Source organism: Pseudomonas citronellolis (assembly GCF_900112375.1).
GTDB classification, from domain to species: domain Bacteria; phylum Pseudomonadota; class Gammaproteobacteria; order Pseudomonadales; family Pseudomonadaceae; genus Pseudomonas; species Pseudomonas citronellolis.
This window is the reverse complement of record NZ_FOLS01000036.1, coordinates 40,597-65,026: the sequence shown is the minus strand read 5'-3', so window position 1 is coordinate 65,026 and position 24,430 is coordinate 40,597. Positions and strand designations below refer to the sequence as shown.

Genomic DNA, 24,430 nt, shown 5'->3' with positions numbered 1-24,430 from the left:
TTGTGGCCAGCCATGGCCTGGGGGAGAATTCCGCAGTCATCAGCACTGCGGTCACCGGCATGTCCCACGCGATCTTCTTCGCCCACGCCAACGGCTTCCCCTCGGCCACCTACGGCAAGCTGTTCCAGGCCCTGGCGCCGGAATTCGAGGTGCGCCACCTGGACATGCACGGCCACGACCCGCGCTTCCCGGTGAACGCCAACTGGGCGAACCTGGTGGACGAACTGCTGTTCCATCTCGAAGCCCAGGGCGCGCCGGTGTGGGGCGTCGGCCATTCCCTCGGCGGCCTGCTGCACTACCATGCCGCGCTGCGCCGCCCGGAGCTGTACCGCGGCGTGCTGATGCTCGATTCGCCGACACTGACCTTCGCCGACCAGTGGGTGATCCGCGCCGCCAAGCGTTTCGGCTTCATCGACCGCATCACCCCGGCCGGGCGCACCCTGGGGCGGCGCGAGGCGTTCGCCGACTTCGACGAGGCGCTGCGCTACTTCGGCGGCAAGTCGCTGTTCCGCCGTTTCGACCCGGACTGCCTGGCGGACTACGTGCGCCACGGCCTGGCCGCGAACGGCCAGGGCCTGCGCCTGAAGTTCGACCCGGCCACCGAAATCAGCATCTATCGCAACGTGCCCCATGCCGCGCCGGGCAGCCCGCGGCGCCTGGCGGTGCCGCTGGCGCTGGTGCGCGGCCGCCACAGCCGGGTGGTGCTGCCGCACCATGCTCGCGCGGTGCGCCTGGCGCCGCAGGGCGAAGCCCTGTCGCTGCCCGGCGGGCACATGTTCCCGCTGGAGCGCCCGCGCGACACCGCCGAACTGATCAAGCAGGTAGTCGAGCGCTGGCAGCGCCGTGCCGAACAGGAGAATTCCCGCCCATGAGCGCCCAGGTCGAAGAGATCCGCCTGAACCTTCCGCACATCGAACTGGCTGCGCACCTGTTCGGCCCGGAGGACGGCAAGCCGGTGCTGGCCCTGCACGGCTGGCTGGACAACGCCATGAGCTTCGCGCGCCTGGCGCCGAAGCTGGACGGGCTGCGCATCGTCGCCCTGGACTTCGCCGGCCACGGCCACTCGGCGCACCGCGCCCCCGGGGCCAGCTACCTGCTGTGGGACTACGCCTACGACGTGCTGGCGGTGGCCGAGCAACTGGGCTGGGAGCGCTTCTCGCTGCTCGGGCATTCCATGGGCGCCATCGTCTCGGTGCTGCTGGCCGGCGCCATGCCCGAGCGCATCGAACGCCTGGCGCTGATCGACGGCCTGGTGCCCTACACCGGCGAGGCCGACAGCGCGCCGGCCAAGCTGGGCGAGGCGCTGAAGGCGCAACTGGCGCTGCCGAACAAGCGCAAGCCGGTGTACGAAGCCATCGACCGCGCGGTGGAGGCACGCATGAAGGGCGTCGGCGCGGTCAGCCGCGAGGCCGCCGAACTGCTGGCCCGGCGCGGGCTGATGCCGGTGCCCGGCGGCTTCACCTGGCGCAGCGATGCGCGCCTGACCCTGCCTTCGCCGCTGCGCTTCACCCGCGCCCACGCCGCGAGCTTCGTCCAGGCCGTGCAGTGCCCGGTCAGCCTGGTGCTGGCCCAGGGCGGCATGCTCGCCGCCGAGCCGGGCATCCGCAAGCTGATCGACGGGCGCCCCTTCGACGTCGACGAGCTGCCCGGCGGCCATCACCTGCACCTGGACGACGAAGCCGGTGCGCAGGCGGTGGCGGCGATCTTCCAGCCGTTCCTGGGCGCGTAGGCGCAGGGAAACACCCCGTTGCCGCACCCCGCTTGACTAAAGCGGGGCTTGCCACGACGCTGCATGGATCGCAGTCGGGAGATTCTGCATGATTCAGCTCTTCGCCACCGCCATGCCGGGCGGCCCCAAGGATTCCAGCGGCCCGGGCGTGCATGCCTCGCGGCGTGCGCAACGGAGGTGCGACGCCTGACATGCCTCGCCTTTCCCTGCTGCCCCTGGTGGGCACGCTGCTCGCGGCCAGCGCCTTCGCCGCCGACGTTCCCGACAGCCACGACCTCGACGTGCTGCCCCGTTTCCCGAGGGCGGAGATCGTCGATTTCACCAGCGCCCCCGCCACCGAGCGCGTCTACCCGCTGGGGCCGATCAGCCGCATCAGCGGGCGCCTGCGCATGGAAGGCGAGGCGCGCGCCCTCGGCCAGCTCTCCGCGCTGACCTACCGCCTGCCCGACGAGGACTCCAGCGCCAGCGCCTTCGCCGCCGCGCGCAAGGACCTGCTCAAGGCCGACGCCACCCCGCTGTTCTGGTGCGAGGGCCGCGACTGCGGCTCCAGCAGCCTGCTGGCCAATGCGGTGTTCGGCAAATCCAGCCTCTACGGCCCGGACGACCAGCAGGCCTACCTGCTGGTGCGCCTGGCCGCGCCGCAGCAGGACAGCCTGCTGGCGGTCTACGCCATCACCCGCGGCAACCGCCGCGCCTACCTGCACGCCGAGCAACTGGACGCCGGCAGCGCCCTGGGCGAACTGCTGCCCAGCGCCGCGACCTTGATGCGCCTGCTCAAGGCCAACGGCGAGCTGACCCTCAGCCACGTGCCCGCCGAGCCCGGCGGCGCTTGGCTCGACCTGCTGGTGCGCACCCTGCGCCAGGACACCGGTGTGCGCGTCGAGCTGGCCGGCGCCCACGCCGCCGACTGGCGCAGTGCCCTGGCCGGCCAGGGCGTGCGCGATGCCCGCCTGGAGCTGGGCAGCGGTGAAGGGGACGGGCTGCACCTGACCTGGCTGCGCTGATTCGCCTACGCTGAAGCTGGGCGCGCCCTGTGCCCGGCTGCCGTCGCCGTACCGAGAAGGAGTCCGGCCCCGATGTTCGATAACCTGCTGTTGCGCATCCTCCTGGTGGTCCTGCTGGTCGCCACCCTGTGGGTGCTGGCGCCGTTCTGGACGGCGCTGTTCTGGGCCGCCGTGCTGGCTTTCGCCAGCTGGCCGCTGATGCGCCTGCTGACGCGCCTGCTGGGCGGCCGCGAGGCCCTGGCGGCGGGCGTGCTGACCGCTTTCTGGATCATCGTGGTGGCGCTGCCGTTGCTGGGCCTGGGCTTCGGCCTGGCGGACAAGCTGCGCGCCGGCGTCGAGCTGGTGAAGAACCTGCAGGTCTCCGGCCTGCCGCCGCCGCCGAGCTGGCTGGCGCGCACCCCGCTGATCGGCGACCGGCTGGTCGGCTGGTGGTACTCCATCGACCAGCAGGGGGTGGCCATCTTCTCCGCGCTCAAGCCCTACATGGGCGAGGTCGGCAACTGGCTGCTGGCGCGTTCGGCCAAGCTGGCCGGGGGCATCTTCGAGCTGGTCCTGAGCCTGGTGCTGATCTTCTTCTTCTACCGCGACGGCAAGCGCCTGGAGGCCTTCGCCTACCAGATGCTGGAGCGCCTGATCGGCCCGCGCGCCGAACACTACATGGACCTCATCGCCGGCACCGTGCAGCGGGTGGTCAACGGCGTGATCGGCACCGCGGCGGCCCAGGCAGTGCTGGCCTTCATCGGCTTCAGCATCGCCGGGGTGCCCGGCCCGATCCTGCTCGGCCTGCTGACCTTCGTCTGCAGCCTGCTGATGGTCCCGCCGCTGGTCTGGGGGCCGGCCACCGTCTGGCTGTTCTTCCAGGGCGAGTACGGCTACGGGGTGTTCCTGGGCATCTGGGGCTTCTTCGTCATCAGCGGCGTGGACAACATCCTCAAGCCCTACCTGATCAGCCGCGGCGGCAACCTGCCGCTGGTGGTGGTGCTGCTCGGCGTGCTCGGCGGACTGCTCAGCTTCGGCTTCATCGGCCTGTTCCTCGGCCCGGTGCTGCTGGCGGTGGTCTACAACCTGGTCAACGACTGGATCGAGAGCCCCAAGCGCGGCACCCTGCCGCCGGGCGGCCCGGGGGACAAGGCGCCCTAGGCCAGCTGTGCAGAAACCTGTAGGAGCAGGCCCTGCCTGCGATTCGCGCGCAGGGCGCGCTCCTACAGGGGGATGGCGTGGGTGGGTCATCCGCGAATCGCGCCGGGATGTCCGGCTATCGCGGACAGAGTCCGCTCCTACGATTCCAGGACGCACGGCTTTTCGTAGGAGCGAGCTTGCTCGCGAACAAGCCCCGCTGCGATGCCTGTTCGCGAGCAAGCTCGCTCCTACAGGAAGGCGCCGTGCCTACCCGCGTGCCGCCTCGGCCGGGAGCGCCTCGCTGCGCACGCCGACCAGCCGGTCGCGGCCGGCACCGAGGCCGGCCACCAGGGCGCCCAGGCTGATGGCGATGAAGATGACGCCCACCGCATTCCAGCCGTCGCTCAGATCGTGCACCAGGCCGACCAGGAAGGGCCCCAGGGCCGCCAGGGTGTAGCCCACGCCCTGAGCCATGCCGGACAGGTGCGAGGCGACGTGGGCGTCGGGTGAGCGCAGCACGATCAGCGCCAGGCCGATGCTGAAGGTGCCGCCCTGGCCCAGGCCGAGCACCACCGCCCACAGCCACAGGCTGCCGTTGGGCGCATAGAGCAGGCCGAGCAGGCCGGCGAGGGTCAGCGCCAGGACCAGGAACACCACCAGGCGCTGGTCGCGCCCGCGGGTGCCGAGCCAGGGCGCGCCCAGGGCGCTGAACAGCTGCACCATCACCGAGCCGGACATCATCAGCCCGGCGGCCGTCGGGCTCAGGCCGCGGTCGATGAGGATCGACGGCAGCCAGCCGAACACGATGTAGGCCAGCGACGACTGCAGGCCCATGTACAGGGTCACCTGCCAGGCCAGCGGGTCGCGCCACAGGCCGCGAACCTGGAAGGCCTGGCGGTGGGCGTGCTGGGCCTGGCGCGTCTGCGGCAGCCAGACCAGCGCGGCGAGCACCGCCGGCAGGGCCCAGGCGGCCAGGGCCGGTTGCCAGCTGCCGCCGAACAGCCCGGCCAGGGGCACGCTGGCCCCGGCGGCCAGGGCCGCGCCCAGGCACAGGGCCATGGTGTAGACGCCGGTCATGATCCCGGCGATGTGCGGGAAATCGCGCTTGACGATGCCCGGCAGCAGCACGCCGATGATGCCGATGCTGGCGCCGGCCACCAGGCTGCCGAGGAACAGCCCGGCCACCGGGAACAGGCTGCGCAGGACGATGCCGGCGGCCAGCAGTAGGAGGATCGCCAGCACCGCCCGCTCGGCCCCCAGGCGCCGTGCCAGGCGGGGTGCCAGCGGGGCGAACAGGCCCAGGCAGAGCACCGGCAGGGTGGTCAGCAGGCCCGCGGCGGCGGCTGACAGGCCGGTGTGCTCGCGCACCGTGTTCAGCAGCGGCGCCAGGCTCGACAGCGCCGGGCGCAGGTTCAGCGCCACCAGCACCAGGCCGAGCAACAGCAGCCAGGGCCGCACCGGTGCGGGTGTAGGGGCGGGGGCTTCGTCGATCTCGGCGTCGATCAGCAGTTCGTCGGCGTGATGTTGTTGTTGGGACATGGTGGCGATCGCAAGGCAGTGGGAAGGGAGGTCAGATCAGCAGCGCGCGGTTGGCGACCGCGGCCGCCTCGGCGTCCTGGCGCTCCAGGGCGTCCAGCAGTTGCTGGTGCAGCTCGAAGGCCGGCTGCGGGCGGCCGGGTTCGCTGATGGTGTGTTGCAGGCCGGCGCGGATGACCTGCGAGAAGTAGCGGTACAGCTCGCTCAGCAGCGGATTGTGGGCGCTGTCCACCACGCGCTGGTGAAAGGCCAGGTCGTGCTCGATGTAGGCCTGAAGGTCGCCGCCGTAGCGCTGCGCGCTGAGCGCCAGGGCCTGGCGCAGGGCGGCCAGGTCGGCGTCGCTGCGGCGCAGGGCGGCCAGGCGCGCGGCCTCGACCTCGATCACCCCGCGCGCTTCCAGGGCCTGTTCGATGGAGCCGCGGGCCAGGGCCAGCATGGTGTCCAGCGGGTCGGCGCAGGCGCGCACGTAGGTGCCGTCGCCCTGGCGCACTTCCAGCACGCCGGAGAAGGTCAGCACGCGCACCGCCTCGCGCACGGTGTTGCGGCTCATGCCGAGGATTTCCGCCAGCTCCGGTTCCGGCGGCAGGCGCTGGCCGAGGGCCCAGGCGCCGCTGTCGATGCGCTGGCGGATCTGCTCCAGGGCGATGTCGACCAGGGAGCGTTTGAGGGGATTGGCCATATAGACATCCAATCATCGGATGATTAGGCCGGACAGGCTACTGCAGCGATGGGGGGCTGGCAAGGCGCGGATCGTCCCCCTGCAGGAGCGGGCCCTGCGCGCGATTCGCGGGCAGGGCCCGCTCCTACAGGGTTACGGCCCGATGAAAACGGCGGATAACGCCGTACGGATTGGGCCGACCGCGGACGGAGGCGGGCACGGCTTCTCGTAGGAGCGAGCTTGCTCGCGAACAAACTTCGCTGCGGGGCTCGTTCGCGAGCAAGCTCGCTCCTACGAAGAGCATCTCGGTGCAACCTGCAAGACCCGTAGGATGGGTGGAGCGAAGCGATACCCATCGCCATTGCCCGATGGGTATCGAAAGCATCCCGGCGCAGCCGGCAGGAGGCTCAGGCGGCGATGTTGACCAGGCTGCCGCTGGTGTTCTGGTAGCTGGCGGCGCTGCTGTCCTGGTAGTGCCTGGCCAGCATGGCGAGCATCTGCTGCACGGCTTCGGCGCCGGCCGAGCCGCTGTTGGTGCTGGATGTGTCGCTGCTGGTGCTGCTGGCCAGGCTGCTGTCGGCTTCCCCGGAAGCGGGCGGCGGGGGCGGCGGCATGTCGCCCTGGGCCTGTTGCAGGGCGCTGCTCAGTTCGTCCTGGCTGATGCTGCCGTTGCCGTCGCTGTCCAGGGCGCTGAACAGCTCGCTGCTGTCGGTGCCGGAGGCGCTGGCGGCGCTGAGTTCGTCGCTGCTGATGCTGCCGTCGCCATCGCTGTCCAGGGACGACAGCAGGTCGCTGGCGGCCTGCTCGGAGGAGGGCGGCGGCGGGGGCGGCGGCATGTCGCCCTGGGCCTGCTGCAAGGCGCTGCTCAGTTCGTCCTGGCTGATGCCGCCGCTGCCGTCGCTGTCCAGCTGGGCCAGCAGCGAGTCGATGTCGATGTCGCCGCTGTCGCTGCCGGAGGCGGACAGGGCGCTGTCCAGCTCGCTGGAGCTGACGCTGCCGTCACCGTCGCTGTCGAGGGACTTGAACAGGTCGGCGGCGAATTTCTGCGTCTTGTCGCTGCTGCCGCTGGTGCTGGTTGTAGTGCTGGAGCTGCTGGCGCTGCGCTGGGTGCTGGCGAGCGCGGCGCTGCTGTAATAGCTGCTGTAGCTGCTGACTCCGCTGATCATCGGACTGCCTCCATGAGGTTATAGGTCCGGAACTGGAGTTCCGGTCCTGGCAGGTTCGATGGGGGCCTTGTCGGCGGTATGTGCGCTTTGTATGCGGCGGCCGACAAAGCCTCAGGCGCGCGGCAGGCGCAGCACCGCGGTGGCGCCGCCGCCGGGGGTTTCCTCGAAGTGCAGGTCGCCGCCGTGGCGCCGCGCCGCCTCGCGGGCGATGGCCAGGCCCAGGCCGACGCCGCCGGAGTTGCGGTTGCGCGAGCCTTCCAGGCGGAAGTAGGGTTCGAACACCTGCTCGCGCATTTGCGCGGGGATGCCCGGGCCGTGGTCGCGGACGAGGATTTCCACCTGCTGGCCGCTGTCGCGCAGTATCAGCTGCACCTCGCCGGCATAGCGCAGGGCGTTGTCCAGCAGGTTCGACAGGCACGAGCGCAGGGCCAGCGGCTGCACCTTCAGCGGCGCGCACTGGCCTTCGACGCTGACGCGGGCGCCGTGCTCGCAGGCGTCCTCGGCCAGTGATTCGACCAGGGCGTTGACGTCGAACCACTGCAGCGCCTCGCTGGTGCGCTCCTGGTGCAGGTAGTGCAGGGTGGAGTCGAGCATGCCGATCATCTCGCCCAGGTCCTGGGCGAAGCGCGCGCGCAACTGCGGGTTGTCGATCTCCTCCACGCGCAGCTTCAGGCGCGACAGCGGCGTGCGCAGGTCGTGGGACACCGCCACCAGCATGCGGCCGCGCTGCTGCACCTGCTCGCGGATGCGTTCGCGCATGCGGTTGAAGGCCTGAGCCGCCTGCCGTGCCTCGCGCGAGCCGGTCTCCGGCAGCGCCGGGCTGTCCAGGTCCTCGCTCAGTTGCAGCGCGGCGTCGCCCAGGCGCTGCACCGGGCGCGCCAGCAGGCGCGCGCCGAACCAGGCGGCGGCGATCAGGGCCAGCAGCTGGAAGGCGAAGGGCGCGCTCCAGAACGGCAGGTGCGGTGGTGGCGGGGGCGGCGGGCCGTGGTCGGCGAATTCGTGGGGCGGCGGAGGCGGCGGGGGCGGTGGCGCCGGATGATGGAAGTGGCTGAACCAGACGAACGCCAGCAGGTGGGCGATCACGATGGCCAGCAGGAACACGCCGAACAGGCGGGCGAACAGGGTGTCGGCGAGCTGCAGCGAGCGCTTCTTCATCTGGCCTCCTTGGCCGGGCCGGCGTCAGGCGATGTCACGGACGTCGAACAGATAGCCTTCGCCGCGCACGGTCTTGATCAGCCGCGGCGAGCGCGGGTCGTCGCCGAGCTTCTGGCGCAGGCGCGAGACCAGCAGGTCGATGCTGCGGTCGAAGGCCTCGATGGCGCGGCCGCGCGCGGCGTCCAGCAGCAGCTCGCGGTTGAGCACCCGGCGCGGGCGCTCGAGGAACACCCAGAGCAGGCGGAACTCGGCGTTGGACAGCGGCACCACCAGGCCCTCCGGGGAGTGCAGCTGGCGCAGCACGCTGTCCAGCCGCCACTGGTCGAAACGCACCTGGGCGCGCGGCTCGTTGCGCCCCTCGTCGCCGCGCACGCGGCGCAGGATGGTCTGGATGCGCGCCACCAGCTCGCGCGGCTCGAAGGGCTTGGCCATGTAGTCGTCGGCGCCCAGTTCCAGGCCGATGATGCGGTCGGCCGGCTCGCAGCGCGCGGTGAGCATGAGGATCGGGATGTCCGATTCGCTGCGCAGGTAGCGGCACAGCGACAGGCCGTCCTCGCCGGGCAGCATCAGGTCCAGCACCACCACGTCGAAGTTTTCCTCGGCCAGCGCCTGGCGCATGCCCGCGCCATCGGCCACGCCGCGCGCCTCGATGTTGAAGCGCGCGAGGTAGCCGCAGAGCAGTTCGCGGATCGGCTCGTCGTCATCCACCAGCAGGGCGCGGATGGTCCAGCGGCGCTGGCTGTCTTGGCTGGAGGAGGGGCTGGAGGGAAACATGCAGTACCTGTCGCTGGGAGCGCCCGGGGCGCGGGGTCAATGCTAACCCGCCGCCGCACGGCGGGCCACGGTAGGCAAGACTGACGGCGGCGGATATCGACAGAGTGTCGTCAATGTATCGGTGCGCTTACAAAGCCGCGCCACAACGCTTCTTTACGCTTTCTTTATGCCCGCCGGAAGCCCCGCCAATCGCTTCTTTACGCCCCCTTTGCGGACAATTTCGCCATCGCAAGGATCCGCCTGCGTGAGGAGAGACAGACATGAGCGTGCTCGACGGGGTGTCCCTGGTCCTGGCCACGGGACTTTTCATCTACCTGCTGGTGGCGCTGCTGCGCGCCGACCGTTCCTAGGGGGCTGAATGAACAGCCATGACGTGCTGCTGATCGCCGCCTTCTTCGCCCTGGTGCTGCTGCCCGCGCCGCTGCTCGGGCGCTTCTACTACAAGGTGATGGAGGGCGAGCGCACCTTCCTCAGCCCGGTGCTGGCGCCGGTGGAGCGCCTGATCTACCGCGTCTGCGGCATCGACCCGCAGAGCGAACAGAACTGGAAGGGCTACACCCTGGCCTTGCTGGCCTTCAACCTGGCCGGCCTGGCCCTGCTGTTCTCCATCCTGGTGGGGCAGGGCGCGCTGCCGCTCAACCCGCAGCACCTGCCGGGCCTGGAGTGGACCCTGGCCTTCAACACCGCGGTGAGCTTCGTCACCAACACCAACTGGCAGGCCTACAGCGGCGAGGCGGCGCTGAGCTACCTGAGCCAGATGCTCGGCCTGACCGTGCAGAACTTCGTCAGCCCGGCGGTAGGCCTGGCGGTGCTGGTGGTGCTGGCCCGCGGCATCGCCCGCAAGTCCACGCAGAACCTCGGCAACTTCTGGGTCGACCTGACCCGCGCGACCCTCTACGGCCTGCTGCCGCTGTGCCTGATCCTGGCGCTGCTGCTGGTCTGGCAGGGCGTGCCGCAGACCTTCCTGGACTACGTCCACGCCACCACCCTGCAGGGCGCCGAGCAGTCCATCCCGCTGGGCCCGGCGGCCAGCCAGATCGCCATCAAGCAGCTGGGCACCAACGGCGGCGGCTTCTTCGGCGTGAACTCGGCGCACCCGTTCGAGAACCCCACGGCCTGGGCCAACCTGTTCGAGCTGGCGTCGATCATCTTGATCCCGGCGGCGCTGGTGTTCACCTTCGGCCACTACGTCAAGGACCTGCGCCAGAGCCGCGCCATCCTCGGCTGCATGCTGCTGCTGTTCGTCGTCGGCCTGGGCGTCGCTCTGTGGGCGGAATACCAGCCGAACCCGGCGCTGGCGCACCTGCCGATCACCCAGGGCGCGCCCCTGGAAGGCAAGGAGAGCCGCTTCGGCACCACCGCCAGCGTGCTCTGGGCGGTGACCACCACGGCCGCCTCCAACGGCTCGGTGAACGCCATGCACGACAGCCTCAACCCGCTCAGCGGCCTGGTGGCGATGTTCAACATGATGCTCGGCGAGGTGGTCTTCGGCGGCGTCGGCGCCGGCCTCTACGGCATGCTGCTGTTCGTCCTGGTCGCCGTGTTCCTGGCTGGGCTGATGATCGGCCGCACCCCGGAATACCTGGGCAAGAAGCTGGAGGCCCGCGAAGTCCGCCTGCTGGTCGCCACCCTGCTGGTGATGCCGGTCGGCGTGCTGGTGCTCGGCGCCATCGCCGCCAGCCTGCCGGGCCCGGCGAGCGCGGTGAGCAACCCCGGCGCCCACGGCTTCAGCCAGCTGCTCTACGCCTATACCTCGGGCACTGCGAACAACGGTTCGGCGTTCGCCGGCTTCGGCGCCAACACCCCGTTCCACAACCTGATGATCGCACTGGCCATGCTCATCGGCCGCTTCGGCTACATCGTCCCGGTGCTGGCCATCGCCGGCAGCCTGGCGGCGAAGAAGCGCGTGCCGGTGGGGCCGAACAGCTTCCCCACGCACGGCCTGCTGTTCGTCGGCCTGCTGGCGGCGACCATCCTCCTGGTCGGTGGCCTGAACTTCCTGCCGACCCTGGTTCTCGGCCCGGTGGCCGATCACCTGACCCTGGGCTTCTGAGGAACCGATAGATGAACGCCAAGACCCAGGACATGTCGCTCAAGAACGCCATGTCCGCCCCCGAGAAACGCCACAGCCTGAGTTTCGCCGCGCTGTGGAGGCCGGCGTTGCTGCAGGCCTTCGTCAAGCTCGACCCGCGCCAGCTGCAGCGCTCGCCGGTGATGCTGGTGGTGGAACTGACCGCCATCCTCACCACCGTGCTGTGCTTCACCGGCGGCGATGCGGTGCCCCTGGCGGTGGCCGCGCAGATCGCCGCCTGGCTGTGGTTCACCGTGCTCTTCGCCAACTTCGCCGAAGCCCTGGCCGAGGGCCGCGGCAAGGCCCGCGCCGACAGCCTCAAGGCCGGCACCCAGGGCCTGATGGCGCAGCGCCTGAACGTCGACGGCGCCTACGAAAGCGTGCCGGCCACCAGCCTGCGCAAGGGCGACGTGGTGCGCGTAGTGGCCGGCGAGCTGATCCCTGGCGACGGCGAGGTGATCGAAGGCGTGGCGGCGGTCAACGAGGCCGCCATCACCGGCGAATCGGCGCCGGTGATCCGCGAATCCGGCGGCGACCGCTCGGCCGTGACCGGCAACACCCGCCTGGTCTCCGACTGGCTGCTGGTGCGCATCAGCGTCAACCCCGGCGAGTCGACCCTCGACCGCATGATCGCCCTGGTCGAGGGCGCCAAGCGGCAGAAGACGCCCAACGAGGTGGCGCTGGACATCCTGCTGATCGGCCTGACGCTGATCTTCCTGCTGGTGGTGGTGACGCTCAAGCCCTTCGCCCTGTTCGCCGGCGGCAGCCTGCCGCTGGTGTTCCTGGTGGCGCTGCTGGTGACGCTGATCCCCACCACCATCGGCGGCCTGCTCTCGGCCATCGGCATCGCCGGCATGGACCGCCTGGTGCGGCTGAACGTGATCGCCAAGTCCGGCCGCGCGGTGGAGGCCGCCGGCGACGTGCACGTGCTGATGCTCGACAAGACCGGCACCATCACCTTCGGCAACCGCCGCTGCGCCGCGCTGCACGCCGCGCCGGGGGTGACCGCGCTGGAGCTGGCCGAGGCCGCCTTCCTGGCCTCGCTGGCCGACGACACCCCGGAGGGCAAGTCCATCGTCGAATTCCTCCGCGCACAGATCGTCCTGCCGGAGCCGCCGCGCGAGCAACTGACGCCCATCGCCTTCAGCGCCGAGACGCGCCTGTCCGGCGTCGACCTCGACGGCCGCGTGTACCGCAAGGGCGCGGTGGACGCCGCCCTGGCCTTCGTCGGCCGCGCCCGAGACGACCTGCCGGAAAGCCTGGCCAAGGAGGTCGAGCGCATCGCCCAGAGCGGCGGCACCCCGCTGCTGGTGGTGGCCGACGGCAAGCTGATGGGCGTCATCCACCTCAAGGACGTGGTCAAGCCGGGCATCCGCGATCGCTTCGCCGAACTGCGCCGCATGGGCATCCGCACCGTGATGGTGACCGGCGACAACCCGCTGACCGCCGCGGCCATCGCCGCCGAGGCCGGGGTGGACGACGTGATCGCCGAGGCCACGCCGGAGAAGAAACTGGCGCGCATCCGCCAGGAGCAGGGCGAGGGACGCATGGTCGCCATGTGCGGCGACGGCGCCAACGATGCGCCGGCGCTGGCCCAGGCCGACGTCGGCATGGCCATGAACGACGGCACCCAGGCGGCCCGCGAGGCGGCCAACCTGGTGGACCTGGACAGCGACCCGACCAAGCTGCTCGACGTGGTCCAGGTGGGCAAGGAACTGCTGGTGACCCGCGGCGCGCTGACCACCTTCTCGGTGGCCAACGACGTGGCCAAGTACTTCGCCATCCTGCCCGCGCTGTTCGCCGGCATCTACCCGCAGCTGCAGGTGCTCAACGTCATGCACCTGGCCAGCCCGCAAAGCGCCATCCTCTCGGCCATCGTGTTCAACGCGCTGATCATCATCGCGCTGATCCCCCTGGCCCTGCGCGGCGTGCGCGTGGCGGCCAGCGACGCCATGCACCTGCTGCGGCGCAACCTGCTGATCTACGGGGTGGGCGGGATCATCGCGCCCTTCATCGGGATCAAGGCCATCGACCTGTTGCTGGTGGCCCTGGGCCTGGCCTGAACAGGACTGCCGCCGTGGCGATGGGTATCGCTTCGCTCAACCCATCCTACGGGCTACCCGAACTGTAGGAGCGAGCTTGCTCGCGAACCGCCCTGGTTCGAAAGCTTCGCGAGCAAGCTCGCTCCTACGAAGAGCTCGCATCGAGGAAACTGGAAATGCTCAATCACATCCGTCCCGCCATCGCCTCCCTGGCCCTGCTTTCGCTGGTCACCGGCGTGGCCTATCCGCTGCTGGTCACCGGCATCGCCCAGGTGGCCTTCCCCGAGCAGGCCAACGGCAGCCTGGTGCGCGACGCCAAGGGCGAAGTCCGCGGCTCGGCGCTGCTGGCGCAGAAGTTCGAGGGCCCGCAGTGGTTTCACGAACGGCCCTCGGCCGGCGACTACGCCACCGTCTCCAGCAGCGCCTCCAACCTGGCCCCGGGCAACCCGGCGCTGGCCGAGCGCATCGCCAAGGACGCCGCCGCCGAAGCGGTGGCCGGGCGCCCGGTGCCGCTGGCGCTGGTCACCACCTCCGGCAGCGGGCTGGACCCGCAGCTGCCGCCGGACGCCGCGCTCTACCAGGTGCCGCGCATCGCCCAGGCCCGCAGCCTGCCGGAGCAGGCCGTGCACAACCTGGTCGAGGCGCACACCCGGCGGCCGCTGGTGGGCCCGGCGGTGGTCAACGTGCTGGCCCTGAACATGGCCCTCGACCAACTGCCTCGCTAGACTTGCGCGCAACCCCCTGGAGGCCAGCATGACCGATCCCAAGCGCGCCGATGCCCTGCTCGCGGACCTGGAGCGCAACGGCCGCGGACGCCTGAAGGTGTTCCTCGGCGCCGCCCCCGGCGTGGGCAAGACCTACGCCATGCTGCTGGCCGCCCAGGGCCAGCTGCGCCAGGGCGTGAACCTGCGCGTGGGCATCGTCGAGACCCACGGCCGCGCCGAGACCGAGGCGCTGCTGGCCGGCCTGCCGCAGCAGCCGCTGTTGCGCTCGGAATACCGCGGCATCCACCTCGCCGAGATGGACCTCGACGGCCTGCTGCGCGAGCCGCCGCAGCTCGCCCTGGTCGACGAGCTGGCCCACAGCAACGCCCCCGGCAGCCGCCACGCCAAGCGCTGGCAGGACATCCAGGAGCTGCTCGCCGCCGGCATCGACGTCTACACCACGGTCAACGTCCAGCACCTGGAAAGCCTCAACGACCAGGTGCGCGACATCACCGGCGTGCAGGTGCGCGAGACGGTGCCCGACTGGGTGCTGCAGGAAGCCGACGAACTGCTGCTGGTGGACCTGCCGCCGCGCGAGCTGCTGGAGCGCCTGCGCGAAGGCAAGGTCTACGTGCCGGAGCAGGCGAGGGCGGCCATCGACGCCTTCTTCAGCCAGACCAACCTCACCGCGCTGCGCGAACTGGCCATGCAGACCGCCGCCGCGCGGGTGGATGCGGACCTGGCGCACCGCTACCGCCAGCAGGGCGGCGAGGCCCCGGCGCTGCGCGGCCGGCTGCTGGTGGGCGTGGACGGCGAGCGCAACGCCGAGCGCCTGGTGCGCCATGCCTCGCGGGTGGCCGAACGCCGCCACCTGCCCTGGAGCCTGGTCCACGTCGACACCGGCGACGCCCGCGACGAGCAATCGCGGCTGTACCTGCAGAACGCCCAGCAACTGGCCGAGCGCCTGGGTGGCGAGGTGGTGCAGCTGCGCGGCGGGGAAGTGGCGCGCACCCTGGTCGAGCACGCCCGCGAGCGCCGCGCCAGCCTGATCCTGGTCGGCCGTTCGCGGCAGCGCTGGCACCGCCGGCTGTTCGGCGGCGGCCTGGCGGCGCGCCTGCTGCGCCTGGGCGAAGGCCTGGAGATCAGCGCGCTGGACAGCGAGGCCGACCTGGCCCCGGCCACCCCGCGCCATGGCGAACGCGGCCACTGGCGCGACTACCTGCTGGCGGCGCTGGCCGCCGCCGGGGCCAGCGCCCTGGCCTGGGGCGTGTCGCGCCTGCTGGAGCTGCCGAACATCTCCCTGGTGTTCCTTGCCGCCGTGCTGCTGGTGGCGGTGCGCAGCAGCCTGTGGCCGGCGCTGGTGTGCGCGGTGCTGTCGTTCCTCGCCTACGACTTCCTGTTCATCCCGCCGTACTTCTCGCTCTCCATCCAGCGCGAGGAGGACGTGCTGACCCTGCTGTTCTTCCTGCTCATGGCCGCGCTCACCGGCAACCTCGCCGCGCGCCAGCGCCGCCAGTTGCAAGTGCTGCGCGACACCCAGGAAGAGACCGGCGCGCTGCTGGAACTGTCGCGCAAACTCACCGCCGCCACCGACCGCCAGGCGGTGCTGGCCGCCGCCGGCCAGCAGTTCGCCCTGTGGAGCGATGTGGACATCTGCGTGCTGGCCCGCCAGCACGACGACTGGAAGGTGGAAAGCGGCCACGCCCGCGGCTTCGACGAGCAGGAGCGCGCCGCCGCCGACTGGGCCTGGCAGCACGACCAGCCGGCCGGCCTGGGCACCGGCACCCTGCCGGCGGGGCGCTGGTGGTGGTGGCCGCTGTCGGCGGAGGAGGGGCCGCTGGCGCTGCTCGGCGTGCGGCCGAAGGACGGCGAGCCGCTGCCCGGCCAGCGCCGTCGCCTGCTGGCCGCGCTCGGCCAGCCGCTGGCCCAGGCCCTGGCCCGCGCGCGCCTGGCCGACGACCTGGAAGCCGCGCGCCTGCATGGCGAGACCGAACAACTGCGCAGCGCGTTGCTGGCTTCGGTCAGCCACGACCTGCGCACCCCGCTGACCACCATGCGCGGCGCCATCGACAGCCTGCTGGCCCTGGGCAACGCGATTCCCCCGGCCGACCGCAAGGAGCTGCTGGAAAGCACCCGCGACGAGGCCGAGCGCTTGGACCGCTACATCCAGAACCTGCTGGACATGACTCGCCTGGGCCAGGGCGGGTTGAAGCTGGCGCGCGACTGGGTGGCCCCGGAGGACATCGTCGGCAGCGCCGTGCACCGCCTGCGCGCGTTGCTCGCGCCCTACCGCGTGGAGACCCGCGTGCCGGCCGAACTGCCGCTGCTGTACGTGCACGCGGCGCTGATCGAGCAGGCGCTGGTCAACGTATTGGAGAACGCCGCGCGCTTCTCGCCGCCGGGCGGGCGCCTGCGGGTGCAGGCCGCGCAGGTCGGCGACGAGCTGCAGTTCAGCGTCAGCGACGAAGGCCCGGGGATTCCCGAGGTCGAGCGCGAGAAGATTTTCGACATGTTCTACAGCGCCGCCAGGGGCGACCGCGGCGGGCCGAGCACCGGCCTGGGCCTGGCGATCTGCCAGGGCATGGTCGGCGCCCACGGCGGGCGCATCAGCGTCGGCGACGGCCTGGACGGCCGCGGCACCACCCTGACCCTGCACCTGCCGCTGCAGCGCCAGCCGGACCTGGAGCAGCTTGATGCCGGTAGTTGAAAGGCCCAAGCTAGGCGCCACCGCCCCCAGCCAGCCGAGCCCGATGAGCAACGCCAACGCCGCCTGCATCCTGGTCATCGACGACGAACCGCAAATCCGCAAGCTCCTGCGCATCAGCCTCAACGCCGGCGGCTACCGGGTGGTGGAGGCCGGCAGCGGCGAGGAGGGCCTGGCCCAGGCGGCGCTGAACCGCCCGGACCTGGTGGTGCTCGACCTCGGCCTGCCGGACAAGGACGGCCAGCAGGTGCTGCGCGAGTTGCGCGAATGGTCGCAGGTGCCGGTGCTGGTGCTCTCGGTGCGCGCCGCCGAGAGCGAGAAGGTGCTGGCCCTGGACGGCGGCGCCAACGACTACGTGACCAAGCCCTTTGGCATCCAGGAATTCCTCGCCCGCATCCGCGCGCTGCTGCGCCAGGGCCACCAGGGCGAGAACCAGGAAGCGCAGGTGGCGGTGGGGCCGCTGCTGGTCGACTTCGCCTATCGCCGAGTGAACCTCGACGGCGCCGAAGTGGCGCTGACCCGCAAGGAATACGCGGTGCTGGCCACCCTGGCCCGGCACCTGGGCCGGGTGGTCACCCAGCAGCAACTGCTCAAGGACATCTGGGGCCCGACCCACGTCGAGGACACTCACTACCTGCGCGTGGTGGTCGGCCACCTGCGGCAGAAGCTGGCGGACGACCCGGCCAACCCGCGCTTCATCGTCACCGAGGCCGGCGTGGGCTATCGCCTGCGCGATGCCTGATGAAAATCGCGGACGGAGTCCGCTCCTACAATGGGGCCTGCCGCCCGGCATGAACCGTAGGAGCGCAACTTTTGCGCGAATCGCGGGTAGGGCCCGCACCTGTGTGCCAGGCGAAACCCCGTCGTAGGAGCGGACTCCGTCCGCGATAGCTCGAACCCGCGCGAAGAGCACCCTCTCCCCAGCCCTCTCCCGCAAGCGGGAGAGGGGGCTGTTCGGCGCGGGTGGAAAGGTCGGTGCAATCCTGTGGACGCGGATTCTCCACCTCGTACCGAGCCAGGCCAATCGGCGGATAACGCCGTAGGTGTTATGCGCCCTACGGATTCTCCGCCTCGTACCGGTCCAGCGTATCGCTGGCGATCTGCCTTCCCAGGGCCACCAGCTCCGGGGCCTTGTAGAACTCGAAGAAGCGGCACACGCGCTTGGGCACGTTGATCAGCACGTCCGGCGGGTAGCCGGCGATCTTGTACTGCGCCAGGGAGGTCTGCATCACCTCGAAGCTCTGGTTGACCAGTTCCAGCAACGAGGCCGGGCTGCTGCTCTCGATCACCCGGCTGCCGCTGGCGGACTTCGGCGAGCCCTTGGCCAGGGGCGCGGCGGCCGGCTGCTGCATCTCCGGTTCGGCCGGCTCCTCGCTGTCCGGCACCGGCTCCAGCAGGGCTTCGGCGCGCAGTTCCGGCGGTTCCAGCTCCGGACCGTGGCGGCGGAACCGGCTGAGCTTGTCGCCGAGGCTGCCGATCAGGCTGTCGAAGCGGCCCTTGAGCGCCGCCGGCCGCTCGATCACCGGCAGCTGGTACTGGCGCTGGTTGGTGGCGTTGAGGTTCACCGCGATGATCAGGTCGGTGTGGCTGGACACCACCGGCACGATCGGCAGCGGGTTGAGCAGGCCGCCGTCGACCAGCATGCGCGGGCCCTGCATCACCGGGGTGAACAGGCTGGGAATGGCCGCCGAGGCGCGCATGGCCTGGTGCAGGTCGCCTTCCTGGAACCAGATTTCCTGCTGGTTGGTGAGGTCGGTGGCCACCGCCGTATAGGGGATGGGCAGGTCCTCGATGTTGATGTCGCCGATGATCTCGTGGATCTTGCCGAACACCCGCTCGCCGCGGATGGCGCCGAGGCGGAAGCTGACGTCCAGCAGGCGCAGCACGTCCAGGTAGTCCAGGCTTTCCACCCAGTCGCGGTATTCCCCCAGCTTGCCGGCGGCGTAGATGCCGCCGATCACCGAGCCCATGGAGCAGCCGGCGATGCAGGCGATTTCGTAGCCGCGCCGCTCCAGTTCCTCGATCACGCCGATATGCGCATAACCCCGTGCTCCGCCGGAGCCGAGCACCAGCGCCACTTGTTTCGACATGGACGGTTATTCCTCTGAAAACAAGGCATTGCAAGGCGCGGCGCACGGCCTGGGCCGGCGCCGGATGTCACTGACGATACGCCCGGGTAGGGCGGGGCGCCAAGGGTGTTTGCTAGAATCGGCCGATCGATTTCCCGCCTCGGAGCCAAGCATGAGCGAACCCATCCGCCTGACCCAGTACAGCCACGGTGCCGGCTGCGGCTGCAAGATTTCCCCCAAGGTGCTGGAAGTGATCCTGGCCGGCAGCGGCGCGCAGAACCTGGACCCGAACCTGTGGGTTGGCAACGCCTCGCGCGACGACGCTGCGGTCTATGCTATCGACGGCGAGCGCGGCGTGGTGTCCACCACCGACTTTTTCATGCCCATCGTCGACGATCCCTTCGACTTCGGCCGCATCGCCGCCACCAACGCCATCAGCGACATCTACGCCATGGGCGGCGACCCGCTGATGGCCATCGCCATCCTCGGCTGGCCGGTCAACGTGCTGGCCCCGGAGATCGCCCGCGAGGTGATCGCCGGCGGCCGCAAGGTCTGCGACGAGGCGGGCATCCCGCTGGCCGGCGGCCACTCCATCGACGCCCCCGAGCCGATCTTCGGCCTGGCCGTCACCGGCCTGGTGGAAAAGCGCTTCATGAAGCGCAACGACACCGCCACCGCCGGCTGCCGCCTGTACCTGACCAAGCCGCTGGGCATCGGCATCCTCACCACCGCCGAGAAGAAGTCCAGGCTGCGCGCCGAGGACGTGGGCCTGGCCCGCGACTGGATGTGCACCCTGAACAAGCCCGGCAGCCGCTTCGGCAAGCTCGCCGGGGTGACGGCCATGACCGACGTCACCGGCTTCGGCCTGCTCGGCCACCTGGTGGAGATGGCCGACGGCGCCGGCCTGACCGCGCGCGTGCGCTTCGACGCGGTGCCGCGCCTGGAGCACGTGCAGTACTACCTGGAGCAGGGCTGCGTGCCCGGCGGCACCCTGCGCAACTTCGACAGCTACGGCGAGCGCATCGCGCCGCTGCCGGAACTGCACAAGCTGCTGCTGTGCGACCCGCAGACCAGCGGCGGCCTGCTGGTGGCGGTGACCCCCGAGGGCGAGGCGGAATTCCTCGCCACTGCCGCCGAACTGGGCCTGCGACTGGCGCCCATCGGCGAGCTGGTCGAGCGACAGAGTCACGCGGTAGAGGTGGCCTGATGCGCGACAACACCCGGCACTACCGCGAACTCTTCCTCAATGACGTCCCGCTGATGGACGTGCGCGCCCCGGTGGAATACACCAAGGGCGCCTTCCCCCACACCGAGAACCTGCCGCTGATGAATGACATCGAGCGGCAGAAGGTGGGCACCTGCTACAAGCAGCATGGCCAGCAGGCGGCCATCGCCCTGGGCCACGAACTGGTCTGCGGCCCGCTCAAGGCCGAGCGCATCGAGGCCTGGCTGGACTTCGCCCGGCGCCACCCGGACGGCTACCTGTACTGCTTCCGCGGCGGCCTGCGCTCGCAGATCGTCCAGCAGTGGATGAAGGAGGCCGGCATCGAATACCCGCGCGTGGTCGGCGGCTACAAGGCGCTGCGCGGCTTCCTCTTCGACACCACCCGCGCGGCCACCGAGGAATGTTCCTTCGTGCTGATCGGCGGCCTCACCGGCACCGGCAAGACCGAGGTGGTGGCGCAACTGGACAACGCCCTGGACCTGGAAGGCCACGCCAACCACCGCGGCTCCAGCTTCGGCCGCCGGGCCACGCCGCAGCCGGCGCAGATCGACTTCGAGAACCGCCTGGCCATCGACATCCTGAAGAAGCGCCACGCCGGCATGAGCCAGTTCGTGCTGGAGGACGAGGGGCGCATCGTCGGCAGCTGCTCGCTGCCGCTGGAGCTGTACCAGGGCATGCAGGGCTACCCGCTGGTGTGGCTGGAGGACAGCTTCGAGGGCCGGGTGGAGCGCATCCTCAAGGACTACGTGATCGACCTGTGCGCCGAGTTCGTCGAGGTGAAGGGCGCGCCGGAAGAAGGTTTCGAGGCCTTTGCCGCCTACCTGCGCAAGAGCCTGTCGGGCATCGTCAAGCGCCTGGGCGGCGAGCGCTACCAGCGCCTGGCGGCGATCATGGACGAGGCCCTGGACGAGCAGCGCCGCAGCGGCGCGGTGGACCTGCACCGCGGCTGGATCGAGGGGCTGCTGGGCGAATACTACGACCCGATGTACGCCTACCAGCTGGAAAGCAAAGCCTCGCGCATCGAGTTCCGCGGCAACCACGACGAGGTGGTGGAGTACCTGCGCGCCCGGGCGTAGGGCGTATAACCGTTCGCGGTTATACGCCGCTACACCTCCGTTGCCGCCAACGCCTTGGCCGAGCTTGGGCGCATACCCGGCCAGCGCCAGGCCCGACAGCGAGCGGGCCGGCAGCGAAGGCCAAACGGCGGATAACGTCGAACGTTATCCGCCCTACGCAAAGGTTGCCGTGGAGTAGGGCGCGCAGGGCGGCGGCGGTCTAAGCTGGAACACGCCCGAATCACCAAGGAGGTTGTCATGAAGGCACTTTTTGCAGTTCTCGCCGCCAGCCTGGTGCTGGCCGGCTGCTCCGGCAAGACGGTCAACCGCGACAGCTGCGCCAGCGAACTGAACGCCGCCTGGCACGAGCTGGACCTGGCCAAGGCCGAAGGCTTCGCCGGCACCGTCAGCTACTCCAAGGCGCTGGCGCTGATCAGCGCGGCCAAGACCGAGCAGCAGGTCGAGTCCTACGGCGGCTGCCTGGACAAGGCCAGCAAGGCGCGCTTCTACATCAAGGAATCGCGCGCGGGGCGCTGACCGGGCGCGGGCAGGGCGGGCATAATCGCCGGGCGGACGGGCGATCCGGCCCGCCCGGCAGTCAGGAACCCTCTCCCATGCAACTCGACTTCAGCACCCTCGCGCCCGCCGACGCCTACCGCTGGCTGGCCTCCACCGTCACCCCGCGGCCCATTGCCTGGGTGTCCACCCTGTCCGCGCAGGGCCAGGGCAACCTGGCGCCGTTCAGCTTCTTCCAGGTCATCAGCGACGAGCCGCCGACGCTGATGGTCAACACCAGCATCCGCGACGATGGCAGCGTCAAGGACACCCTGCACAACGTCCGCGAGACCGGCCAACTGGTGATCCACCTGGTCAGCGCCGCCCAGGCCGAGGCCATGAACGCCACCGCCGCCACGCTGCCCCATGGCGTCAGCGAGATCGAGCAGGTCGGCATCGCTACCCTGCCCAGCGTGCGCGTGGCGCCGCCGCGGGTGGCCGGCGCGGCCGTGGCCTTCGAGTGCGAGCTGGCGCAGATCCAGCCCTACCCGGCGGACAAGCCCAGCTGCTACCTGATCTTCGCCCGCGTGCTGCTGGCGCACATCGACGACGCTGTGCTGCGCGACGAGCGCCACGTCGACCCGGCGAAACTCGACCTGGTCGGCCGCCTGGGCGGCACCCATTACAGCTTCACCCGTGACACCTTCAGCATGATCCGCCCCAAATAGGGGCGCAGGCCGCCGCGCGCCGGGACCTTGGCGCGCGACTGTCCTGGATGCGACCTGCGCATGCCCGTGCGCAACATCGAATTGCCATCATCGACGCCGCCCCTTGTTCCGCCGGTCGGCCGGCTCCTAATGTTCCGTCCCAAAGCAACGACAAAGAACGGGAGAGCTTCGGTCGAAGACTCTCCCGCAAGGCATTCGGCAAGGGGAGGAGTGGCATGGTCGCGTTCGTGCAACGGCGGTTGGCCAATCTGGGCACGGCGAAGAAACTGGCGCTGGGTTTCGGCCTGGTATTGCTGCTGACGGCGCTGGTGGCCGGGATCGGCGTCGGGGCGCTGCGCTCCATCGAGCAGCGCTTCGCCCTGCTGGACGCCATGAGCGCGGTCAACCGCGAAGTCCTGGAGATGCGCCAGAGCGAGAAGGACTTCGTCCGCGACGCCAGCCCCAAGGCCGCCGAGCAATTGCGCCAGCGCGCCAAGGTCCTCGCCGGGCACGTCGAGCAGCTCAAGGCGCACCCCGGCCAGGCCGAGGCCATGGAGCGCGTGGCCCAGGCCATGGCCGGCTACCTGGCCTCCTTCGACCGCTTCGAGCAGGCCAGCAAGAGCCGCCACCTGGCCCTGGAGGCCGCCAACTGGTCGGTGTCCAGCGCCTCCAACAGCCTGGACATCCTGCAGTCCAGCCTGGCCGACGACGGCGCCTACGAACTCAAGCAGAGCCAGGGCCAGAACGGCGAGGAACTGCTCAAGCAGGCGGCCCAGGTCGGCCAGCTCTACCGCCTGGTGCTGCAGGGCCTGAACGAGGCCCGCGCGCGCCTGGAGCAGAAGGACGGCGAGGCCGCGGGCGATGCGCGCATCAAGTCCGCCGACGAGGCCCTGGAGCTGTCCAAGCAGCTGCAGACGGCGATCACCGATCCGGCCTACGTCTCGGTGATCAAGGACGTGGCCACCAACATCGACGGCTTCGGCAACAACCTCGGCGACTACTCCGCCGGCCTGGCCAAGGAACAGCAGGCGCACCGAGAGATGTCGCAGCGCGCCGAGGAAATGATGCAGCAGGTGGATGCCTCCTACGCCACGCAGCAGGCGGCCATGGTCAGCGTGCTGCACAGCAGCGTGGGCGCCATGCTCGGTTCGGCGGCGCTGGCGCTGCTGGTCGGCACCCTGGCCGCGCTGCTGATCGGCCTGCTGATCGTACGCCCGCTGCGCCAGGTGATCGGCATGGCCAGCCGCATCGCCGAGGGCGACCTGAGCCAGACCATCCGCGTCGAGCGCAAGGACGAGGTGGGCCAACTGATGGCCGCGGTGGACGCCATGGCGCAGAGCCTGCGCGGCATCGTCAGCCGTCTTCATGAAGGCGTCGGCCGCATCACCTCCTCGGCGCAGGCGCTGTCCGGCGTCACCGAGCGCACCCAGAGCGGCGTCAACAGCCAGAAGGCCGAGACCGACCAGGTGGCCACGGCGATGAACCAGATGGCCGCCACCGTCCACGAGGTGGCGCGCAACGCCGAGGCCGCGGCGCACTCCGCCGAGCAGGCGGACGGCACCGTGGCCAGCGGCCAGCAGGTGGTGCGACGCACCCTCGGGCGCATTTCCGAGCTGGCCGAGGCGGTGCGCGAGGCCTCCGCCAGCATCCACGACCTGGGCCGCGAGAGCCAGAACATCGGCAGCGTGCTCGACGTGATCAAGGCGGTGGCCGAGCAGACCAACCTGCTGGCGCTCAACGCCGCCATCGAGGCGGCCCGGGCCGGCGAGCAGGGCAGGGGCTTCGCCGTGGTGGCCGACGAGGTGCGCGCCCTGGCGCGGCGCACCCAGCAGTCGACGGCGGAAATCGAGAAGCTGATCGGCGCGCTGCAGAACGGCGCCCAGGCCTCGGTGCAGCACATGCAGCACAGCCATCAACTGGTGGAGAAGAGCGTCGGCGACGCCGAGCAGACCGAGACCGCGCTGGGCGAGATCGCCGCGGCGGTGGCGGTGATCCACCAGATGAACCAGCAGATCGCCGCGGCTTCCGAGCAGCAGAGCGCGGTGGCCGAGGAGATCAACCGCAGCGTCACCAGCATCCGCGGCATCGCCGACGAATCGGCCCAGGCCATGGAGTCCACGGCCTCCTCCAGCGTCGAACTGGCCCAGCTCAGCCGTGACCTGCAGGGGATGGTGGGGCAGTTCCGCCTGTAGGCGGCACCGAGCCCCTGCAGGAGCG

At 70.4% G+C, this 24,430-nt stretch carries 21 protein-coding genes and 1 pseudogene; 16 read left to right on the top strand and 6 right to left on the bottom strand.

Annotated elements, in window-relative coordinates; all coding sequences use genetic code 11:
* Positions 1 to 59 precede the first annotated feature (59 nt).
* The 4 genes from BM060_RS27285 (at position 60) to BM060_RS27270 (ending at position 3,873) form a co-directional block, all read left to right on the top strand.
* On the top strand, positions 60 to 872 hold the full coding sequence (locus tag BM060_RS27285; protein WP_074984925.1) for an alpha/beta fold hydrolase: 813 nt from the start codon (positions 60 to 62) through the stop codon (positions 870 to 872).
* Positions 869 to 1,729 (top strand): alpha/beta hydrolase, encoded by an 861-nt coding sequence (locus BM060_RS27280; protein ID WP_074984911.1) that lies wholly within the window; start codon positions 869 to 871, stop codon positions 1,727 to 1,729. Before BM060_RS27285 ends, BM060_RS27280 begins: the two co-directional genes overlap by 4 nt.
* Positions 1,730 to 1,920: 191 nt before the next feature.
* A complete protein-coding gene (locus BM060_RS27275; protein ID WP_074984909.1) occupies positions 1,921 to 2,733 on the top strand; it encodes a DUF4892 domain-containing protein in 813 nt (270 codons plus the stop codon).
* A 72-nt stretch (positions 2,734 to 2,805) separates the two neighbouring features.
* Complete coding sequence (locus tag BM060_RS27270; protein ID WP_074984907.1) at positions 2,806 to 3,873, top strand: AI-2E family transporter; 1,068 nt, start codon at positions 2,806 to 2,808, stop codon at positions 3,871 to 3,873.
* A gap of 246 nt (positions 3,874 to 4,119) precedes the next feature.
* On the opposite strand, the gene BM060_RS27265 is transcribed toward BM060_RS27270, so the two are convergent.
* The 5 genes from BM060_RS27265 to BM060_RS27240 form a co-directional block, all read right to left on the bottom strand.
* Entirely contained in the window at positions 4,120 to 5,391 is a 1,272-nt protein-coding gene (locus tag BM060_RS27265; protein ID WP_074984905.1) for a CynX/NimT family MFS transporter, read from the bottom strand.
* Positions 5,392 to 5,422: 31 nt separating this feature from the next.
* Positions 5,423 to 6,067 carry a FadR/GntR family transcriptional regulator gene (locus tag BM060_RS27260; protein ID WP_074984902.1) on the bottom strand — a complete coding sequence of 215 codons (645 nt, stop codon included), beginning with the start codon at positions 6,065 to 6,067 and terminating at the stop codon, positions 5,423 to 5,425.
* Positions 6,068 to 6,453: 386 nt separating this feature from the next.
* Positions 6,454 to 7,212: an EF-hand domain-containing protein gene (gene xopAW / locus BM060_RS27250; protein ID WP_074984897.1), complete on the bottom strand. Its 759-nt coding sequence runs from the start codon at positions 7,210 to 7,212 to the stop codon at positions 6,454 to 6,456.
* Between the two features lie 111 nt (positions 7,213 to 7,323).
* Positions 7,324 to 8,367 (bottom strand): sensor histidine kinase, encoded by a 1,044-nt coding sequence (locus tag BM060_RS27245; RefSeq protein ID WP_074984895.1) that lies wholly within the window; start codon positions 8,365 to 8,367, stop codon positions 7,324 to 7,326.
* Between the two features lie 24 nt (positions 8,368 to 8,391).
* Positions 8,392 to 9,141 (bottom strand): response regulator, encoded by a 750-nt coding sequence (locus BM060_RS27240; protein WP_064583726.1) that lies wholly within the window; start codon positions 9,139 to 9,141, stop codon positions 8,392 to 8,394.
* 260 nt (positions 9,142 to 9,401) lie between these two features.
* On the opposite strand from BM060_RS27240, the gene kdpF reads away from it, so the two are divergent.
* From kdpF to BM060_RS27210, 6 genes are all read left to right on the top strand, one after another.
* Positions 9,402 to 9,491: a K(+)-transporting ATPase subunit F gene (kdpF, locus tag BM060_RS27235; RefSeq protein WP_009618573.1), complete on the top strand. Its 90-nt coding sequence runs from the start codon at positions 9,402 to 9,404 to the stop codon at positions 9,489 to 9,491.
* Positions 9,492 to 9,499: 8 nt separating this feature from the next.
* The gene (gene kdpA / locus BM060_RS27230) at positions 9,500 to 11,194 is read left to right on the top strand and encodes a potassium-transporting ATPase subunit KdpA (RefSeq protein WP_058072313.1); all 1,695 of its coding nucleotides are present in this window, start codon (positions 9,500 to 9,502) and stop codon (positions 11,192 to 11,194) included.
* A gap of 11 nt (positions 11,195 to 11,205) precedes the next feature.
* Entirely contained in the window at positions 11,206 to 13,275 is a 2,070-nt protein-coding gene (gene kdpB / locus BM060_RS27225) for a potassium-transporting ATPase subunit KdpB (protein ID WP_074984893.1), read from the top strand.
* A 155-nt stretch (positions 13,276 to 13,430) separates the two neighbouring features.
* Positions 13,431 to 13,979, top strand: coding sequence for a potassium-transporting ATPase subunit KdpC (gene kdpC / locus BM060_RS27220; protein ID WP_074984891.1), 549 nt, complete (start codon positions 13,431 to 13,433; stop codon positions 13,977 to 13,979).
* A 28-nt stretch (positions 13,980 to 14,007) separates the two neighbouring features.
* Positions 14,008 to 16,665 (top strand): DUF4118 domain-containing protein, encoded by a 2,658-nt coding sequence (locus tag BM060_RS27215; RefSeq protein WP_074984889.1) that lies wholly within the window; start codon positions 14,008 to 14,010, stop codon positions 16,663 to 16,665.
* A 43-nt stretch (positions 16,666 to 16,708) separates the two neighbouring features.
* Positions 16,709 to 17,404 (top strand): response regulator, encoded by a 696-nt coding sequence (locus BM060_RS27210; protein ID WP_074984887.1) that lies wholly within the window; start codon positions 16,709 to 16,711, stop codon positions 17,402 to 17,404.
* A gap of 313 nt (positions 17,405 to 17,717) precedes the next feature.
* On the opposite strand, the gene BM060_RS27205 is transcribed toward BM060_RS27210, so the two are convergent.
* Complete coding sequence (locus BM060_RS27205) at positions 17,718 to 18,752, bottom strand: patatin-like phospholipase family protein (protein ID WP_074984885.1); 1,035 nt, start codon at positions 18,750 to 18,752, stop codon at positions 17,718 to 17,720.
* A 151-nt stretch (positions 18,753 to 18,903) separates the two neighbouring features.
* On the opposite strand from BM060_RS27205, the gene selD reads away from it, so the two are divergent.
* The 6 genes and pseudogenes from selD (at position 18,904) to BM060_RS33790 (ending at position 24,405) form a co-directional block, all read left to right on the top strand.
* Positions 18,904 to 19,938 (top strand): selenide, water dikinase SelD, encoded by a 1,035-nt coding sequence (selD, locus tag BM060_RS27200; RefSeq protein WP_058072309.1) that lies wholly within the window; start codon positions 18,904 to 18,906, stop codon positions 19,936 to 19,938.
* Entirely contained in the window at positions 19,938 to 21,032 is a 1,095-nt protein-coding gene (gene mnmH / locus BM060_RS27195; RefSeq protein WP_074984883.1) for a tRNA 2-selenouridine(34) synthase MnmH, read from the top strand. Before selD ends, mnmH begins: the two co-directional genes overlap by 1 nt.
* A 237-nt stretch (positions 21,033 to 21,269) precedes the next feature.
* Positions 21,270 to 21,548 (top strand): hypothetical protein, encoded by a 279-nt coding sequence (locus tag BM060_RS27190; RefSeq protein WP_009618591.1) that lies wholly within the window; start codon positions 21,270 to 21,272, stop codon positions 21,546 to 21,548.
* Between the two features lie 77 nt (positions 21,549 to 21,625).
* Positions 21,626 to 22,234, top strand: coding sequence for a flavin reductase family protein (locus BM060_RS27185; protein WP_074984880.1), 609 nt, complete (start codon positions 21,626 to 21,628; stop codon positions 22,232 to 22,234).
* A 47-nt stretch (positions 22,235 to 22,281) separates the two neighbouring features.
* Positions 22,282 to 23,547 (top strand): annotated as a pseudogene (locus BM060_RS33795) (HAMP domain-containing protein); the annotation flags it as partial.
* Positions 23,524 to 24,405, top strand: coding sequence for a methyl-accepting chemotaxis protein (locus tag BM060_RS33790; RefSeq protein WP_371263881.1), 882 nt, complete (start codon positions 23,524 to 23,526; stop codon positions 24,403 to 24,405). The pseudogene BM060_RS33795 and the gene BM060_RS33790, both read left to right, overlap by 24 nt.
* The last annotated feature ends 25 nt before the right edge of the window (positions 24,406 to 24,430 follow it).